This window comes from Mesorhizobium sp. B1-1-7 (genome assembly GCF_006442705.1).
Taxonomy (GTDB): domain Bacteria; phylum Pseudomonadota; class Alphaproteobacteria; order Rhizobiales; family Rhizobiaceae; genus Mesorhizobium; species Mesorhizobium opportunistum.
The window spans coordinates 65,917-82,863 of the sequence record NZ_VFWQ01000012.1 but is presented as its reverse complement, the minus strand read 5'-3'; the positions used below and the strand labels follow the sequence as shown (position 1 = coordinate 82,863).

At 63.2% G+C, this 16,947-nt stretch carries 19 protein-coding genes; 13 read left to right on the top strand and 6 right to left on the bottom strand.

Annotated elements, in window-relative coordinates; translation table 11 throughout:
- The first annotated feature begins 11 nt into the window (after positions 1-11).
- From FJ978_RS21245 to recJ, 7 genes are all read left to right on the top strand, one after another.
- Complete coding sequence (locus tag FJ978_RS21245) at positions 12-1,229, top strand: LL-diaminopimelate aminotransferase (protein WP_013895148.1); 1,218 nt, start codon at positions 12-14, stop codon at positions 1,227-1,229.
- Between the two features lie 37 nt (positions 1,230-1,266).
- A complete protein-coding gene (locus FJ978_RS21240; RefSeq protein WP_013895149.1) occupies positions 1,267-2,580 on the top strand; it encodes a homoserine dehydrogenase in 1,314 nt (437 codons plus the stop codon).
- 111 nt (positions 2,581-2,691) lie between these two features.
- Positions 2,692-3,048, top strand: a complete 357-nt coding sequence (locus FJ978_RS21235) for a hypothetical protein (protein ID WP_140573726.1) — start codon at positions 2,692-2,694, stop codon at positions 3,046-3,048.
- Positions 3,049-3,118: 70 nt separating this feature from the next.
- Complete coding sequence (locus tag FJ978_RS21230; RefSeq protein ID WP_023763577.1) at positions 3,119-3,286, top strand: Thivi_2564 family membrane protein; 168 nt, start codon at positions 3,119-3,121, stop codon at positions 3,284-3,286.
- 205 nt (positions 3,287-3,491) lie between these two features.
- Complete coding sequence (glpX, locus tag FJ978_RS21225; RefSeq protein ID WP_140573724.1) at positions 3,492-4,475, top strand: class II fructose-bisphosphatase; 984 nt, start codon at positions 3,492-3,494, stop codon at positions 4,473-4,475.
- A 73-nt stretch (positions 4,476-4,548) separates the two neighbouring features.
- Positions 4,549-4,773, top strand: coding sequence for a DUF6434 domain-containing protein (locus FJ978_RS21220; RefSeq protein WP_140573722.1), 225 nt, complete (start codon positions 4,549-4,551; stop codon positions 4,771-4,773).
- A 95-nt stretch (positions 4,774-4,868) separates the two neighbouring features.
- A complete protein-coding gene (gene recJ, locus FJ978_RS21215; RefSeq protein WP_140573720.1) occupies positions 4,869-6,650 on the top strand; it encodes a single-stranded-DNA-specific exonuclease RecJ in 1,782 nt (593 codons plus the stop codon).
- Positions 6,651-6,671: 21 nt separating this feature from the next.
- Here the strand turns inward: recJ and FJ978_RS21210 are convergent, their stop codons facing one another.
- The 4 genes from FJ978_RS21210 to folE form a co-directional block, all read right to left on the bottom strand.
- Positions 6,672-7,229, bottom strand: a complete 558-nt coding sequence (locus FJ978_RS21210) for a dihydrofolate reductase family protein (RefSeq protein ID WP_140573718.1) — start codon at positions 7,227-7,229, stop codon at positions 6,672-6,674.
- Between the two features lie 159 nt (positions 7,230-7,388).
- Entirely contained in the window at positions 7,389-8,363 is a 975-nt protein-coding gene (locus FJ978_RS21205) for a patatin family protein (RefSeq protein WP_174324779.1), read from the bottom strand.
- Between the two features lie 81 nt (positions 8,364-8,444).
- Positions 8,445-8,903: a phosphoribosyl-AMP cyclohydrolase gene (gene hisI / locus FJ978_RS21200; protein WP_140573946.1), complete on the bottom strand. Its 459-nt coding sequence runs from the start codon at positions 8,901-8,903 to the stop codon at positions 8,445-8,447.
- 91 nt (positions 8,904-8,994) lie between these two features.
- Positions 8,995-9,630: a GTP cyclohydrolase I FolE gene (gene folE / locus FJ978_RS21195; protein WP_013895157.1), complete on the bottom strand. Its 636-nt coding sequence runs from the start codon at positions 9,628-9,630 to the stop codon at positions 8,995-8,997.
- A 241-nt stretch (positions 9,631-9,871) separates the two neighbouring features.
- Between folE and FJ978_RS21190 the strand changes: the two genes are divergently transcribed.
- A complete protein-coding gene (locus tag FJ978_RS21190; protein ID WP_140573716.1) occupies positions 9,872-10,318 on the top strand; it encodes an iron-sulfur cluster assembly scaffold protein in 447 nt (148 codons plus the stop codon).
- On the opposite strand, the gene FJ978_RS21185 is transcribed toward FJ978_RS21190, so the two are convergent.
- Complete coding sequence (locus tag FJ978_RS21185; RefSeq protein WP_140573714.1) at positions 10,315-11,229, bottom strand: LysR substrate-binding domain-containing protein; 915 nt, start codon at positions 11,227-11,229, stop codon at positions 10,315-10,317. The two genes, FJ978_RS21190 and FJ978_RS21185, sit on opposite strands and share 4 nt — an antisense overlap.
- A gap of 93 nt (positions 11,230-11,322) precedes the next feature.
- On the opposite strand from FJ978_RS21185, the gene FJ978_RS21180 reads away from it, so the two are divergent.
- From FJ978_RS21180 to blaOXA, 3 genes are all read left to right on the top strand, one after another.
- Complete coding sequence (locus FJ978_RS21180) at positions 11,323-11,481, top strand: hypothetical protein (RefSeq protein ID WP_140573712.1); 159 nt, start codon at positions 11,323-11,325, stop codon at positions 11,479-11,481.
- Positions 11,482-11,555: 74 nt separating this feature from the next.
- Entirely contained in the window at positions 11,556-11,930 is a 375-nt protein-coding gene (gene yidD / locus FJ978_RS21175) for a membrane protein insertion efficiency factor YidD (protein ID WP_013895161.1), read from the top strand.
- A gap of 141 nt (positions 11,931-12,071) precedes the next feature.
- Positions 12,072-12,893 (top strand): class D beta-lactamase, encoded by an 822-nt coding sequence (gene blaOXA, locus FJ978_RS21170; RefSeq protein WP_140573710.1) that lies wholly within the window; start codon positions 12,072-12,074, stop codon positions 12,891-12,893.
- A gap of 5 nt (positions 12,894-12,898) precedes the next feature.
- Here blaOXA and FJ978_RS21165 read toward each other — a convergent pair whose 3' ends face one another.
- Complete coding sequence (locus tag FJ978_RS21165) at positions 12,899-13,735, bottom strand: SAM-dependent methyltransferase (RefSeq protein ID WP_140573708.1); 837 nt, start codon at positions 13,733-13,735, stop codon at positions 12,899-12,901.
- Positions 13,736-13,944: 209 nt separating this feature from the next.
- Between FJ978_RS21165 and thrS the strand changes: the two genes are divergently transcribed.
- Both thrS and FJ978_RS21155 read left to right on the top strand, forming a co-directional pair.
- Complete coding sequence (thrS, locus tag FJ978_RS21160; protein ID WP_013895164.1) at positions 13,945-15,921, top strand: threonine--tRNA ligase; 1,977 nt, start codon at positions 13,945-13,947, stop codon at positions 15,919-15,921.
- Positions 15,922-16,006: 85 nt separating this feature from the next.
- On the top strand, positions 16,007-16,945 hold the full coding sequence (locus tag FJ978_RS21155; RefSeq protein WP_140573706.1) for a GNAT family N-acetyltransferase: 939 nt from the start codon (positions 16,007-16,009) through the stop codon (positions 16,943-16,945).
- Positions 16,946-16,947: the final 2 nt, after the last annotated feature.

The following is a 16,947-nucleotide window of genomic DNA, read 5'->3' as shown; positions in this document are numbered from 1 at the left end:
CTGGAACTGCCATGGAAGAATTTCACAAGGTCCGCCGGCTTCCGCCCTATGTCTTCGAGCAGGTCAACCGGCTCAAGGCCAGCGCCCGTTCGCGCGGTGCCGACATCATCGACCTCGGCATGGGCAATCCGGATCTGCCGACGCCAAAAGCCATCGTCGACAAATTGTGCGAGGTGGTGCGCGATCCGCGCACGCATCGCTATTCCTCCTCGCGCGGCATTCCGGGCCTGCGCCGCGCCCAGGCCGCCTACTATCAGCGCCGCTTCGGCGTGAAGCTCAACCCCGACACGCAAGTGGTGGCCACGCTCGGCTCGAAGGAAGGCTTCGCCAACATGGCGCAGGCGATCACCGCGCCCGGCGACGTGATCCTGTGTCCCAATCCGACCTATCCGATCCACGCCTTCGGCTTCATCATGTCGGGCGGCGTCATCCGCTCGCTGCAGGTCGAGCCCGATGACGGCTTCATCCCGGCGCTGGAACGCGGTGTCCGGCACTCGATCCCGAAGCCGCTGGCGCTGATCCTCAATTATCCGTCGAACCCAACGGCGCTGGTCGCTTCGCTCGATTTCTACAAGGACGTGGTAGCCTTCGCCAAGAAGAACGACATCATCATCCTGTCCGACCTTGCCTATTCGGAGATTTATTTCGACGGCAACCCGCCGCCTTCGGTGCTGCAGGTCCCCGGTGCCATCGATATCTGCGTCGAGTTCACCTCGATGTCGAAGACCTTCTCCATGCCCGGCTGGCGCATGGGCTTTGCCGTCGGCAACGAGCGGCTGATCTCGGCGCTGACGCGGGTGAAATCCTATCTCGACTACGGCGCCTTCACGCCGATCCAGGTGGCGGCGGCGCACGCGCTCAACGGCGACGGCGCCGATATCGCCGAAGTCCGCGACATCTACCACAAGCGCCGCGACGTGATGGTCGATGCCTTCGGGCGCGCCGGCTGGACCATTCCGGCCCCGGCCGCCTCGATGTTCGCCTGGGCGCCGATCCCGGAGCCGTTCCGCCATCTCGGCTCGCTCGAATTCTCCAAGCTGCTGATCGAGCACGCCGACGTGGCGGTGGCGCCCGGTGTCGGCTTTGGCGAACATGGCGACGATTTCGTGCGTGTCGCGCTGGTCGAGAACGAGCACCGGATCCGGCAGGCGGCGCGCAACATCAAGCGCTTCCTGTCGACCAGCGCCAAGCAGCCCAACAATGTGGTGCCGCTTTCCGCCCACCGGTAAATACAATTCCGATCTGATTTGAGGGACGTCGCCTTCCATGGCTGAAGCATTGCGTGTTGGAATTGCCGGACTTGGCACGGTCGGCGCGTCCGTGGCGCGCGTGCTGCGCGACAAGGCGGCGGAACTGACCCGGCAATGCGGGCGCGACATCATTGTGTCGGCGGTTTCGGCGCGCGACCAGAAACGCGACCGCGGCGTTGATCTCGGTTCGGCAAAATGGTTCGACGATCCGGTCATGATGGCGCAGACGGCCGACATCGACGTGTTCGTCGAACTGATCGGCGGCGACGAAGGTCCGGCGCGGTCGTCGGTGAAGGCGGCGCTCGAAGCGGGTCGCCATGTCGTCACCGCCAACAAGGCGCTGCTCGCCAAGCATGGTGTGGCACTTGCCGAGATCGCCGAGAAGAAGGGCGTGCTGCTCAACTACGAGGCAGCGGTGGCCGGCGGCATTCCCGTCATCAAGACGATGCGCGAAGCGATGGCCGGCAATTCGGTCACCCGCGTGTTCGGCATCCTCAACGGCACCTGCAACTATATCCTGACCCGCATGGAGGCCGAGGGCATCTCGTTCGACGCCTGCCTGAAGGATGCGCAGCGGCTGGGCTATGCCGAGGCCGACCCGACCTTCGACATCGAGGGCCACGACACCGCACACAAGCTGTCGATCCTGACCAGCCTTGCCTTCGGCACGAAGATCGCTGCCAACGACATCTACATGGAAGGCATTTCCAACATCACCCAGGCCGACATCCGCGCGGCCGGCGATCTCGGCTACCGGATCAAGCTGCTCGGCGTCGCCCAGCGCACCGAAAGCGGCATCGAGCAGCGCGTGCATCCGACCATGGTGCCGACCGCTTCGGTCATCGCGCAGGTGCATGGCGTCACCAATGCGGTGGCGATCGAGACCGACATCCTCGGCGAGCTGCTGCTTTCAGGCCCCGGCGCCGGCGGCAACGCCACCGCCTCGGCCGTCATCGGCGACATCGCCGACATCGCCAAGAGCCGGCCGGGCTTCCAGCATGGGCCCGTCTTCGGCCGGCCAGCGAAGGAGTTGAGGCCCTACAAGAAGGCGCAGATGCGCAGCCATGCCGGTGGCTATTTCATCCGGCTGACCGTGCACGATCGCATCGGCGTGTTCGCCGCGATCGCCAAGCGCATGGCCGACAACGACATTTCGCTGGAATCGATCGTCCAGCAGGCGATCGGCGGCGAGGCGGTGGCACAGAAGACGGTGATCCTCGTCACCCACGAGACGACAGAGGCGGCCGTGCGCAAAGCCGTCGACGGCATTACCAAGGACGGCCACCTGACCGACAAGCCGCAGGTCATCCGCATCGAGCGGGCTGGATAGCGCCGCGCCATCGCGCCTTGGTTTGGTTCGGGTCGGTGCCGGGGGCGGGATTGCCGGAACCAATCCTTGCCGGCGTCGTTCTCCTGAGGTCCCCAAACCGAAGGAACCGCAATGGCCGAAGCATCGAAATCCGATAGCCCTCAAATCGACGATGTCCAGAAGACGCTGGAAAAGCAGATCGCCGAACTGCGCAAGGAGATCACCAAGATCAACAAGAGCATCTCGGCGCGCGGTGCCGAAATGCTCGACGATGCCAGCGAGCAGGCTTCCGATTTCTACGAGACGGCGGCATCCCGCGCCTCACGGACGGCACAGCAGTTGCGCAGCCAGGCCCAGTCGGTTTCGGAAGTCGCGCGCGAAAATCCCGGCACGACGACCGCCGTGGTTGGCGTGATCGGCCTGCTCGGCTTTCTCGCCGGCCTGGCCGTCGGCCAGTCGATGAACGACACGTCGCGCCGCTGGTATTGACGGCGCCGGTACTCAGCCGGCGTTGCCGGCTCGTTTCCCTGCTTCAGGAAATCATTTCAAGGAGGGTACCATGGCTTCGTCCGCGCTGATCGGCATCCTGATCACGTTCCTCGTCATCATTCTCGTCCTCTATTTGGTGCAACGCCTGCCGCTCGACGCCAGGATGAGACAGATCGCCCAGATCATCGTCATCATCATAGGCATCGTTTCGCTGCTCAAATATCTCGCGGTTTTCTAGGCTGCGAAGGGCAGGGATCTTCCCGTTTCAAGCCGGCTTGGTCCCTGTCGACCTGGCCGGCATCTGTTTCAAAAATTCTGTTTAATCGAATGATATTGCTAGCTTTTCGATAAAATCGCCCGGCTGGTCTTGCCGTTGTCATGCTCGTTTGACAAAACAGGCATGCCTCCGGCGGGAGGCGGCCTATAAACGAGGATTTGCCGAAATGAACGTGGCCCAGAACATCGTCGCCGGCCTTGACCGGATACTCACCATGGAACTGGTGCGCGTCACCGAACGGGCCGCCGTCGCGGCCGCCAGGCTGCGCGGCCGTGGCGACGAGAAGGCGGCCGACCAGGTTGCCGTGGACGCCATGCGCCAGGAACTGAACCGGCTTGCGATCAAGGGCACGGTGGTGATCGGCGAGGGCGAGCGGGACGAGGCGCCGATGCTCTACATCGGCGAGCAAGTCGGCACCGGCAAAGGTCCGGCGGTCGACATCGCGCTCGATCCCCTCGAGGGCACGACGATCTGCGCCAAGAACCTGCCGAACGCGCTCGCCGTCATCGCGATCGCCGAGAAGGGCAGCCTTTTGTTCGCGCCCGACGTCTATATGGACAAGATCGCCATCGGCCCGGGTTATGCCGAAGGCGTCATCGACATCGATGCCTCGCCGGCCGACAACATCGCTAGCCTCGCCAGGGCCAAGGGCGTCGCTGTCTCCGACATCACGGCCTGCATCCTCGACCGGCCGCGCCACGCCAGGCTGATCGACGCCGTGCGCGCCACCGGAGCCGCGATCCGGCTGATCGGCGACGGCGACGTCGCCGGCGTCATCCACACCACCGACGCGGATGAAACCGGCATCGATATCTATCTCGGCATCGGGGGTGCGCCGGAAGGTGTTCTGGCCGCAGCGGCGCTGCGTTGCACCGGCGGCCAGATGCAGGGTCGGCTGATCCTCGACACGCAGGAGAAGGTCGCACGCGCGGCGAAGATGGGCATTTCCGATCCGAAGCGCGTCTATCGGGCTGAAGACATGGCGCGCGGCGATGTGCTGTTCGCGGCCACCGGCGTCACCGACGGCAACATGCTGGCGGGGGTCAAGTTCGGCCGCACCACCATCACCACCCATACGATCGTGCTGCGCTCGTCGTCGCGAACCGTGCGCGAGATCAAGGCCCGGCACCAGGATTTGGATAAGTTCTAGACCAGCTTGCGAAGCCACGTCACAGTTGCTAGCCATTTAGAGGCGAGCCTGAAGCTGGCCGCAGGATTTGACGATGAAGGCGTTCGACGGGCACGCGGATCCGATTTCGCGTGCCACTCTCATTACGAAATCCTATCGCAACACCCAGAATGTGCGTCGCTTTCTCACCCGCGAATGCGGCGATGCGTTCAGGTTCGATCGGCCGTTCATGGCCTGGCTCAAGGACGGTCGGGAAAAGACGATGGGGGACGCAGCCGACGAATGGATCCGGCGCCAGGCTGAAAAGCGGAAAGCGTAGTTTTTCTTGAGTTGTCCCGCGACGTCTGCCGCCGTGAAGCTTGGTTTTGCCCGCCTTCGGCCTATCCTGCACCGAACTATGAGTCGACAAAGCGCATGATGGGCGAAAGGCGCCTCTTTCTCGATGTCAGGCAGTCGGCCACCGGTCTCGCCTGGGAGCATCGGCTGACCGAACGGCAGGACATGATCGCGCTTGCGATCGCGCAAGGACATGGGGTGCCCGACATCGTTGCGCGCGTGTTGGCCGGACGCGGCGTTACCGCCGATGAGACCGAGCGGTTTCTCGACCCGACAATCCGCGACCTGTTGCCGGATCCGGCATCGCTGACCGACATGGACAGGGCAGCTGCCCGCATCGCGGCGGCGGTGATGGCCAAGGAAAAGGTGGCGATCTTCGGCGACTACGATGTCGACGGCGCCGCCTCGTCTGCCTTGCTGAAGCGGTTCCTGACGCATTTCTCGGTGCCGTCGGAAATCTACATCCCGGATCGGATCTTCGAGGGCTATGGCCCCAATCCCGATGCCATGCGCGAACTCGTCTCGCGCGGTGCGACGCTGATCGTCACTGTCGATTGCGGCACCAACAGTGCCATTTCCGTCGACGCGGCCAATGCGGCCGGTGCCGACGTGGTTGTGCTGGATCACCATCAGGTTGGCGGCGCCTTGCCGGCGGCGATTGCCGTCGTCAATCCCAACCGCGACGATGACCTTTCCGGGCAGGGCCATCTCTGCGCCGCCGGTGTCGTCTTCCTTGCCCTGGTGCAGACTGCAAGGGTCCTGCGCGGCCTGACCGACGCGCCGCCGCCGGACCTGCTTTCGCTGCTCGATCTCGCGGCACTTGCCACCGTGTGCGACGTGGTGCCGCTTACCGGCGTCAACCGCGCCTTCGTGGTCAAGGGGCTGCAGGTTGCGCGCCAGCAGAAGAATGAGGGGCTGGCGGCACTGGCGCGGGTTTCGCGCATCGGCGAACCAATCAGCACCTTTCATCTCGCTTATCTGATCGGTCCCCGCATCAATGCCGGCGGACGCATCGGCGATGCGGCACTCGGCAGCCGGCTGCTTGCGACCGACGATCCGGTCGAGGCCCGCACCATCGCCGAGACGCTCGACCGGCTCAACCAGGAGCGGCAGCTGATGGAGCAGGAGATGCTGGCGGCGGCCCGCACCGAGGCCGATGCCGAGCTTGCCGGCGGCAGCGGTCCGGCGATCGTCGTTACCGCCAGCAACAACTGGCATCCCGGCATTGTCGGCCTGCTCGCCTCGCGGCTGAAGGATCACGCGCGCCGACCGGCTTTCGCCATCGCCTTTAATGCCGTGGGCATAGGTACCGGTTCGGGCCGTTCGGTGTCGGGCTTCGACCTCGGCCGGCTTGTGCGCGAAGCCGCCACTGCCGGGCTGATCGTCAAGGGCGGCGGCCATGGCATGGCGGCCGGCATCACCGTGGAGCGCGCCAGGCTCGGCGAGCTCAGGGCGTTCTTCGAGGAACGGGCGGCCGCCGACGTGTTTCGGCTGCAGGACGAGGAAAGCCTCGCGATCGACGGCGCGCTTGCCGCCGAAGGCGCGACGCTCGGCCTGCTCGATGCGCTGGAAAAGGCGGGGCCATTCGGCGCCGGCCACGTGGCGCCGGTTTTCGTGCTGCCGCGGCATCGGCTGGCCGACGCCCGGTCGGTCGGCACCAACCACATCCGCTGCGAATTACAATCCGACAGCGGCGGCCGCATCCAGGCGATCGCCTTTCGCGCGGTCGACACGGTGCTGGGCGAATTCCTATTCAAGAACCGCGGCAAGACGGTGCACGTCGCCGGCTCGCTGTCGGGCAATCACTGGAACGGCAACCGCACGGTGCAGTTCCGCATCATCGACGCTGCGCGAGCGTAACAGCACCGGAGGCCGCGGAATTCAGCTGGCCGGCGCATAACGCAGCAGCGTCACGCCCTGGCTCAGGCTTTCCGTGCCAAGCGGTCTCAGCGTCAGCGATTGGCCGGGCTGGAAGTATGGCTTGCCGCCGCCAAGCACGACGGGATGCATGTAAAGCCTGAATTCGTCGACGAGACCGGCACGTGACAAGGAGGCGGCGAGATCGGCGCCGCCGAGGATGACGAGGCCGTCCGTCTCGGCCTTGAGCGACCTTACGGTGGTCCCGGCATCGCCATTCACCAACCGGGCGTTCGGTCCAACCTCTCGGAGCGTGGTCGAGAATACGATTTTGGGCGTCTCTCGCCACGCGCGGGCAAAATCCCGCTCGACCTCGGTGTCGCCGGTCTCGCGGTCAGGGCTGTCCCAGAAGCGCATCATCTCGTACATGCGTCGTCCGGCTAGGACGACCGAGGCCTGTCGCATCATGTCGTTGAAATGCTGGTGCAGCTTTGCCTCGGGAACGGGCAGAGCGATGTCCCCGTCCGGTCCGGCTATGTAGCCATCCAAGGACGTCAGCATGGAATAGACGATTTTGGCCATCGGCGTGCCTCCGTTCCATCTCTTGTAAACGAGCATAACCAATTGCGTTTTGCAATCGGTTTGTCTCGTAGAGGCAAAATGGAATCGACGTAAAGCCGGTCCGACGAAGCATCTCCCTGGACATGAGATGCAGCGGCGCCTTCAAGCGATTGACGTATTCTAAGCCAGAACCGTCTGAAGCCGGGCCAGTTCGCCGATCTGCGCCATGGTCGCCTGGTAGCCGAGCTGGATCGCCTCGTCGGCACGGTGGAACTCGGTCAGGCCGATATGGCTAAGCTTGGGCTGCAGCGACATGTCGGGCGGATCGCCGGCAAGCCTGGCGCGCGAAATGCGGTCCTGGATGATGTTGAAGGCCTCGACCATGACGCCGGTGATGCCAAGCCGCGTCTGATGCGACTGGCGCTCCGGATCCGGTTGACCGACCCGCGGCGCGTCCTTTTCGACAACCAGTTCGCCGGCGCTGTGTTTTATCACGGCGGCACGGCCGAACAGGTCGTAGTGAAGATTGACCGCCACGACCAGCGGCTGCTCGTAGGCGCGGCAGACCGACACCGGGACCGGATTGACCAGCGCGCCATCGACCAGCACGCGGCCATTGCAATTCACCGGCTCGAACACGCCAGGCAGCGCATAGGAAGCGCGCATGGCTGTGATCAGCGAGCCGCTCGACAGCCAGATTTCGTGGCCAGTGCGGATTTCGGAAGTGACGGCGACGAACGGCTTGGGCAGGTCCTCGAAGCGAACGCCCGCCACATGTTCGCGCAGGCGCGCATCGAGTTTCATGCCGCCGAACAGGCCGCTGCCGCGCAAATTGAGATCGAGCAGGCCGAAGATGCGCCGCCTGGTGAGGCTGCGGGCGAACTCTTCCAGCTCATCCAGTTTGCCGGCGAGATAACAGCCGCCGACCAGTGCGCCGATCGAGGTGCCGGCGATCATCGACACTTCGATGCCGGCCTCATCGAGCGCGCGCAGCACGCCGATATGGGCCCAGCCTCTGGCGCAACCACCGCCAAGGGCGAGCGAAATGCCTGTTTTCCTGGGAGATTTGGTTTCGGATGCGCCACCGGGCGAGGACAGGCCGTTGGCCTCCCTGACATCTGGTCTGTTACGCAATGACGCCCACTCGAGCATCATGATCTCCCTTGTCCCATGTCCTTTGTAGCGGAAGGACGTTTGAGAATAGTGAACATGGGTGGTTTGTGAATATTGAATGGTTCACAGAGGCTTCCGATACGTCTCTTCCGCATCGAACAGCGGCTTGCTGCCATCGTCGGCAAGGGTCCCCTTGCCATCGACCAGCCCCACCGTCCGATAAAAGCAAGAACGCCGGCCCGTGTGACAGGTTGCGTCGTGGCCCAACACTTTGACGCGCAACCATATGGCGTCCTGGTCACAATCCGTGAGCATCTCGACGACATGCTGGAGATTGCCCGAGGTTTCGCCCTTTTTCCAAAGTGCGTTGCGCGACCGCGACCAGTAGTGCGCGATGCCTGTTTCCAGCGTCAGCGCCAGCGCTTGCGCGTTCATGTGCGCGACCATCAAGAGCATACCGTCGGCGGCATCGGTGACGACGACGGTCACAAGGCCCGAGACATCGAAGCGCGGTGAAAACACCGCGCCTTCTTCCAAGGCCTTTTTGTCTGACGGAGCTTTTGGAAATTCCAGTGCCGACATCGCCGATGTATTTTCCTGTTTGACCATGACTTATCCCGAAAACCGGTTTCCACTTTTCGGGATCATGGTCGGGCGATGCCGGTGACGGGGCTTATATCCCGCCGCCGCGCACCATGGTGACAAAACGAACCTGCTCCTCGGGCGTGTCCTTGAAGACGCCGGTGAAGGTGGAGGTCAGCGTGGTGGAGCCTTGCTTGCGGATACCGCGCATGGCCATGCACATGTGCTCGGCCTCGATCATGACGGCGACGCCGCGAGGATTGAGCACATCCTGGATGACGCCGGCGATCTGCGCGGTCAGGGCTTCCTGCGTCTGCAGGCGATGGGCAAAGATATCGACGACGCGCGCGATCTTGGACAGGCCGACGACCTTGCCGTCCGGCAGATAGCCGACATGCGCCTTGCCGATGATCGGCACCATGTGATGCTCGCAATGCGAATGGAACTGGATATCTTTGACGATGACGAGATCATCATAGCCAGCGACTTCCTCGAAGGTGCGGCCGAGTTCCTCCGCGGGGCACATGTCGTAGCCGCCGAACATTTCGCGATAGGCCTTGGCCACGCGCTTGGGCGTGTCGACCAGTCCCTCGCGATCCGGATTGTCGCCGGTCCAGCGCAGCAATGTGCGCACGGCGGCCTCGACTTCGGCTTCGCTCGGCCGGTCGGTGACCGGCTTTTCCATGTAGGCGGACTGGGGCATGAGTTTCTTGATGACGGCATCCATAAAAAGGCGTCTCCCGTAGTTCCTCTCACAGGAGGAACGAGTTGAACGGACCACGACCTTTCGGTGTCGGAAACTCGCCCCGTTTCCAGCCCCGTAAGCGGCGTGAACTTCCCGGCAAGGACATTGGCTTGCGCAGCCTTGTCGATACCGATCTGCCAGCATTATATAAGGTCATGGCGAGCGAAAGAAAGACACGGCAGCGGCAATCGCTGTTCGCTTGGCGGCGACGGATTGGAAAATAATGATCAACGATGTCTACAATGCGAAAATTCTCGGTTTTGCCGGAAATATCGCGCGCATCGGCCGGCTCGATCACCCCGACGCGACCGCAAAAGCCCATTCCAAGCTGTGTGGGTCGACCGTCACCGTCGACCTCAAGATGCAGGACGGCGTGGTCACCGACTTCGCCCATGACGTGAAGGCGTGCGCGCTCGGCCAGGCCTCGTCCTCGATCATGGCGCAGCATGTCGTCGGCGCGAATGCCGAGGAATTGCGCGCGGTGCGCGAGACCATGCTGAAGATGTTGAAGGAAAATGGCGAGCCGCCCGACGGGCGCTTTGCCGACCTGAAGTATCTGGAACCGGTGCGCGACTACAAGGCACGCCATGCCTCGACCATGCTGACCTTCGACGCCGTGGTCGACGCCATCGGCCAGATCGAGAAGAAGCGCGCCGAAGAAGCGGCTTAGGTCTCGCTGGAAGCGCGCCTGCTTTCGGCGAATTCGCTTCTAACCCAGTCGGCGAAGGCCAAGGCCGGCTCCGAGAGATCACGCAGACTTCTGGCCACCAGCCAATAGGCGCCTGACGCGACGTCGATGTCGAATGGCTTGATCAGTGCGCCGGATGCGACTTCTCCACCGATCTGCAAGAGATCGCCGAGCGCTACGCCATGTCCAAGCAAGGCGGCCTGCTTTGAAAGCGATGCGTCCGCCAGCATGGGGCCTCGCGCGGGTACGGCATCGGGCGGCACGCCGGCTGTCTCGAACCAGCGTGTCCATCCCTGGCGATTTTCCTCATGCAAAAGTGTGTAGTTGGCAAGGTCGATCGGCTTCTCAAGAGGAGGGCCTGAGGCAAGCAGAGCCGGCGACAGGACCGGGGAGTCAACCGTCGAGGCAAGCCGCTCGGCCTGGCTGCGGGGCCACGAGGAAGCGTGGGCGCTGAAGCGAAGGGCAAGTTCAGGCTGACCGCCGCGGAATTCGATCAGTCTGGGATCGACTTCGAGGGACACGTCGATATCGGGCCGCATCTGGCGAAACCGGTTGAGCCGGGGGACCAGCCACACCGATGCCAGCGACGGCTCGACGCTGACACGAACCACGGACTGCGCCGGAATCGCGGCCAATTCCGAAAGCAATTTGTCGATGTCGTCGAAACTCCTGACCAATTGGGAAAGCAGCCGCCGGCCTGCATCCGTCAGTTCGACGCGGCGGTGATGGCGTTCGAACAGGGGCTGGTGCAGGAAGGTTTCGAGCTCGCGGATCTGTCGGCTGATCGCCGCCTGCGAAACGAAAAGTTCTTCGGCCGCGCGGCTGAAGCTCAAAAGACGGCCGGCAGCCTCGAAACTCCTCAGTGCCGTCAGGGGAAGTCGTCCGCGCTTCATTCGTATAATCTCAAGTTATCCGAAGTGGAAATTATACTCGTTTGAAGGCGAGGGCCAGCGGCGGTCTAATCCGTGTCGAAGGAGACACGGGTCATGATCCAGTTCCTGAGCATCTTCGGCGATGTCATGCGGATCGCAACGTTTCAGTGGCGCGACGAGAGGCAGCACGCAAAGCGATGTGAAGAGCCGGCCAGCCTTGACCGGTGGACAGCTGCGGCCGACCGGCAGCCATTTCGCCGTTTCCGTTCGTGACAGCAAGGCGGTGGGATTGCGTTCTCCCGCACATGCCCACATCTATCGCGTGGAAACGCAATACGGAGACAGCAGTGGGCGACCGGCACGGGCATGTGCATCCAGCGGAACCGCCGAGGCGCGGCCGCAACTGGTCCGGCCCGTGGCGCAAGACGCCTGGCCGTCTCCTCGGCACGTCGATCGTACGCCTCTACCAGCTGACGCTGTCCGGCTTTGTCGGCAACTCCTGCCGCCATCTGCCGACCTGTTCGGAATACGCGCATGAGGCGATCGCCAGGCATGGCCTGTGGGCCGGCGGCTGGATGGGATTTTTCCGGGTGCTGCGCTGTGGGCCATTCGGCACGCATGGCGTCGACCTCGTGCCGGAAGTGCTGGCGGATCGTTATGTCTGGTTCATGCCCTGGCGGTATTGGCGGATCGGCAAGAAACGCCGGGAAGTGCAGGGGTGATTGTGCCGATGCGCTAATGGGCCGTTTTTACGATCCGGTAGGGTTAACGCAAGCCTGCACAAAGACTGCGCATTTGAGACAAAATCGAGACAAGAGACCTCGCTAAGCCGCTCGCGAACATCCTTCTGGAGCGAGCAGCACATGCGCAATTTCGACCGTCTTCCCTTCATCTTCGCCGGCATCCTTTTCCTGCTTGCCTGGCTGCTGGGATTTCCGATGCGCGCGCAATCGGCGCCACTTGGCGATGTGCAGTGCACGCTGATCGCCGATGCGGCGAGCGGCAAGACGCTTTACCAGGATGGCATCTGCGATCAGCGGTTCAGCCCGGCCTCGACATTCAAGGTGCCGCTCTCGCTGATCGGCTACGATGCCGGGATCCTGAGCGGCGAGCACACGCCGGCCTGGGACTACAAGCCCGAATTCAAAGCGGTGAAACGGGATCAAAAGACCGTCGATCCGGTGATCTGGGAGCGGGACTCGATCATCTGGTACTCGCGGGAGATCACCCGCCGGCTCGGCAACGAGAAATTTGCCGGCTATGTCTCGAAACTCGGTTACGGCAACAGCGACGTGTCCGGCAATCCCGGCAAGGACGATGGCTTGACCCATTCCTGGGTGAACTCCTCGCTCAAGATCACGCCGGTCGAGCAGGTCGATTTCCTGCGCAAGCTGCTTGCCCGCCAACTGCCGGTGTCGGCCAAGGCATATGACATGACATCGGCCATCATCCCGACGTTCCAGGCCGGAGGCTGGACCGTGCAGGGCAAGACCGGCAGCACCAGGCTTGGCGGTGACGCGGACAAGGACAAGCGCTCGCTGGGCTGGTTCGTCGGCTGGGCGAAAAAGGACGGCCGCCAGATTGTCTTCGCGCGGCTGGTCGTCGATGCCACCCGCACCGACATGCCCAAGGGACTGAAGACCCGGGCCGCGTTCCTGAAGGATCTGCCGCTGCTGGTGAAATAGATCGGTCAGGTGCTCCGGCGCGCACGGATGATGTGGCCGCCGGAGTTGGCTGTCCTTTCCATCGGAGTTCTGGAAAGGCGAGCGGCGATATCGCTGCTCTCGAGATCCTCGGTCTCGTCGAAGCCGAGGCCGTGGAGAGATAGTGCCAGCTCACCGGGAACGAAGAAGCTGATCCATGGCTCCCCAACAGCGGCAACGCGTGCCGCGTGGAAAGCCAGGGCAGCCTGGCCCGCCGCATCGCGGTTCTCGGCCGGTTCGCTGTAGTCGAACACCACCTCCGAGCCAGGAATACCGGCTATCCAGGACAGCGTCTTGAAGATCGCTTCCTTCGTCAGGTAGGGGACGACCCCCAGCCAGATGAAGAAGCTCGGTTCGGTCGACTGCAAACCGGCCGCGGCCAATTCCGCTGACAGGCTCTGCCGCTCGAAATCGACCGGCACGAATGTTGTGGCGGATGGTTCGGCAAGACCAGCATTGGCAATGCATTTGCGTTTCCAGGCCTGCGTCGCCGGGTGGTCGACTTCGAACACGCTGAGATCCGGATACGGATTGCGCAGCGAAAACGTGTCGAGGCCGGCGCCAAGCACGACGAGTTGCCGAACGCCGCGACGAACCGCCGCCGCCAGCCAGTCCTCGGCGAACCGGGCGCGCGCGCTCACGAACAGGCGCATGCGCCGGCGGCGCTCGTCTTCCTGCTCAAGCTCCTGTGCCGTGGGAGCCGCTTCACCCAGTATCGCGATCGCGTAAGGATCGCGAAACAGCCCCGCCTGCGGTGAAAACTGATGCAGGGCCCTCATGCGTGCGACGCCAAGGGCGGTTCGGCTGGGTGTAGCGTCTTCCATGCTGATGATTCCAGTTGGTGTCGTGCCTTTTCGCAAGGCTCTGCGACATCTGTAGCGACGTTTCCTGACGGTTGCGCCAATTGCCGCTCTTTACCTGACGCGGCACTGCCTCTAAAACCCGCCCGCTGCCGGTTGTCCATGTGATTTGGCGCATCCGGCTTTACCCACGACCACCCGCGCTCGTTTGCGGGACTGGATAGGAGATACCCATGCTGAATTCCGTTTCCCTGACATTTCCCGATGGCTCCGTCCGCGACTACGACGCGGCGATGACCGGTGCGGGCCTTGCCGAATCGATCTCGAAGTCGCTGGCCAAGAAGGCCGTCGCCTACGCCATCGACGGCACCGTGCGCGATCTCTCCGACCCGCTCGGCAAGTCCGGCAAGGTCGAGATCATCACCCGCGACGATGCGCGCGCCCTTGAGCTCATCCGCCACGACACCGCGCATGTGCTGGCGGAAGCCGTGCAGGAATTGTGGCCGGGGACGCAGGTGACGATCGGGCCGGTGATCGAGAACGGATTCTATTACGACTTCGCCCGCAACGAGCCGTTCACCCCCGACGATTTCCCGGTGATCGAGAAGAAGATGCGCGAGATCATTGCGCGCAACAAGCCGTTCACCAAGGAAGTCTGGTCGCGCGAGCAGGCGAAAAAAGTGTTTGCCGACAAGGGGGAGCGCTACAAGCTCGAGCTGATCGACGCCATTCCCGAAGACCAGGATCTCAAGATCTACGCGCAGGGCGACTGGTTCGATCTATGCCGCGGTCCGCACATGGCCTCGACCGGCCAGATCGGCAACGCCTTCAAACTGATGAAGGTGGCCGGTGCCTATTGGCGCGGCGACTCGAACAACCCGATGCTGACCCGCATCTACGGCACGGCCTGGGCCGACCAGGCGCAGCTCGATGCCTACCAGACGATGCTGGAGGAAGCCGAGAAGCGCGACCACCGCAAGCTCGGCCGTGAGATGGACCTGTTCCATTTCCAGGAAGAGGGGCCAGGCGTCGTCTTCTGGCACGCCAAGGGCTGGAAGATGTTCCAGAACCTGGTCAACTACATGCGCCGCCGCCTCGACGAGCAGGGCTATCAGGAGGTCAACGCCCCGCAAGTGCTTGACAAAAGCCTGTGGGAGACGTCGGGACACTGGGGCTGGTATCGCGACGCGATGTTCAAGGTGACGGTCGCCGGTGACGACACCGACGACGACCGCGTCTTCGCGCTGAAGCCGATGAACTGCCCGGGCCACGTGCAGATTTTCAAGCATGGGTTGAAGTCATACCGCGATCTGCCCGTAAAACTTGCGGAATTCGGCAATGTGCATCGCTACGAACCGTCAGGTGCGCTGCACGGGCTGATGCGCGTGCGCGGCTTCACGCAGGACGATGCGCACATCTTCTGCACCGAGGAACAACTCGCGGCGGAATGCCTGCGCATCAACGACCTGATCCTCTCGACCTACGCCGATTTCGGTTTTGAAGAGGTCAGCGTGAAGCTGTCGACGCGGCCAGACAAGCGCGTCGGCACGGATGAGGCGTGGGATCATGCCGAGGCGATCATGGGCAATGTTCTGGAGACGATCAGGACGCGCTCCGGCAACCGCATCAAGACCTCGATCAATCCGGGCGAGGGTGCCTTCTACGGGCCGAAGTTCGAATATGTGCTCAAGGATGCCATCGGCCGCGAATGGCAGTGCGGCACCACGCAGGTCGACTTCAACCTGCCGGAGCGCTTTGGCGCCTTCTACATCGGCTCGGATTCGGAGAAGAAGCAGCCCGTCATGGTGCACCGCGCCATCTGCGGTTCGATGGAGCGTTTTCTCGGCATCCTGATCGAGAACTACTCCGGCCATTTCCCGCTGTGGTTCGCACCGCTGCAGGTGGTGGTGGCGACGATCACGTCGGAGGCGGACGGCTATGCGACCGAAGTGGTGGCAAAGCTGAAGGCGGCCGGACTTCTGGCGGAGGCCGACCTGCGCAACGAGAAGATCAACTACAAGGTCCGCGAACATTCGCTGGCCAAGGTCCCGGTCATTCTCGTCTGCGGCAAGCGCGAGGCGGAGGAACAGACGGTCAATATCCGCCGGCTCGGCTCGCGCGACCAGCAATCGCTTGGCCTTGCCGAGGCGATCGCACAGCTGACCGAGGAAGCGATCACACCCGATCGCCGGCGCAAGCGCGCTGCCTGATTTGAACAGCCCTTCCAGTCATGGCGGTGGATCGATCCACCGCCATTTTCATATCCCTGTCACGGCGACCTTGTAACGAGCCTCCATGCTCAAGCTGAAATTGCGCGAACGGCCCTTTCCCGAGCTTTCCTACGCCAACCCGCGCCAGCCGGCGCTGGCGCGCTGGTTCATTCATTCGGTCGAAGGCCTGTCGGGCCGCGATCGTTTCGCCGCGCTTTATGATTTCTGGCGCCGCCAGGTGGTGCCGAGCGGCGAGCGGGTATTCAGCCGCATGCTGGAACTGATCGACGTCGGCGTGCGCACCGCCGATCAATGGCCGCCGGCGCAATTGCCCGACACACCGCTCGTGATCGTCGCCAACCATCCGTTCGGCATCGGCGACGGAATTGCCGTGCTGTCGCTGGCCGAGCAGTTGGGGCGGCCGTTCCGGGTGATGATCCACAAGGATCTGCTCAAGATCCGCGAGATGGAACCTTATTCGCTGCCGATCGATTTTTCCGAGACCAAGGACGCGCTGAAGAACAACATGGCCGTGCGCCATGAGGCGGTGCGGCTGCTCAGGGAAGGCGTCACCATCGTGGTGTTTCCGGCCGGCGGCGTCGCCACAGCGCCAAAAGGGTTTGGCCGGGCGCGCGACCTGCCGTGGAAGATGTTTCCGGCCCGTCTCGTCCAGGAGGCGAAAGCATCGGTCATTCCAATGCATTTTTCCGGGCAGAACGGCAGGCTGTTCCATCTGGTCAGCGGCCCGATGAACATGGCCGAGCGCGATGGCCGTGTGGCCAAATTCGTCGGCAAGGCGTCGCTGACCCTGCGCACGTCGCTGCTGATCCGCGAGTTCGCACGGCTGTCGGGCAAGGCGATCGACGTGCGCGTTGGCGATGTGCTGCGCTGGAGCGAGTTGGAGCCTTTGCGCGACCGCAAGCTGCTGCTCGAGCGCCTCTATCGCGGCGTCTTCGACCTGGCGCCGACACAGCCACGCCGCCGGATTCCGTTCCTGCCGGCCCGGACCAAGCTGGCTGCTTAAGG